Origin of the sequence: Amycolatopsis thailandensis (assembly GCF_002234405.1) — a bacterium.
In the GTDB taxonomy this organism is placed as follows: Bacteria; Actinomycetota; Actinomycetes; order Mycobacteriales; family Pseudonocardiaceae; genus Amycolatopsis; species Amycolatopsis thailandensis.
Window position 1 is genome coordinate 1 of record NZ_NMQT01000381.1, and the last position, 640, is coordinate 640.

A 640-nucleotide genomic window follows, 5' to 3' on the forward strand; every position below is an offset into this window, starting at 1 on the left:
GCGGGCACCGACCCCGGCGAACTGCTGCCCGGCTGGCCGTCGCGGTCGCGACCGGTGCAGGTCGGCGAGCGGACCGGCTTCCACCCGGGCGCGGGCTGGCTGATCACCGTGGTCGGCGCGCGCGGGCACGACTGGGGACGGCTGGTCCTCGTCTGCGGGGATCCGCCGCCGCACCGGCACGTCGTGGTCGCCGAGCGCGCCGCGTCCGCTCTCGCGGTGCACCGCCTGGTCGCCAAGGACACCGACAGCCTCGAACGCCAGGCGCACCGCGCGATCCTGACCGAACTGCTGGCGAATCCGGTGCCGCCCGCCGAACTGACCGCGCGGGCGTCCGCGCTGGGTGTCCCGCTGACGGGACGCCTGCTGGTCGGGGTCGCCGTGCGGCCCCGGATCACGGTGACCGCCAAGACCACGCAGTCCACACCGGTGCTGCTGCGGGAACTCGCCGAGGCGACCGTGCTCGCCGCCCGGCACGCCAAGGTCTCCGCGCTCGTCGCCGGCGACGACACGCAGGTACGCGCGCTGATCGCGCTTTCACCGGAGGCGGGGGTCGAGGCGGTCCTGCGACGACTGGCCGGCGACGTCCACGAGGCGCGCTCCGGCGCGCCCGCCGTGGTCGCGGTCGGGACCACGGGCAACG

General features: G+C 76.4%; 1 pseudogene. It reads left to right on the plus strand.

Annotated features, from left to right (window positions below):
* A pseudogene (locus CFP71_RS43020) lies at positions 1 to 640 on the plus strand (PucR family transcriptional regulator); the annotation flags it as partial.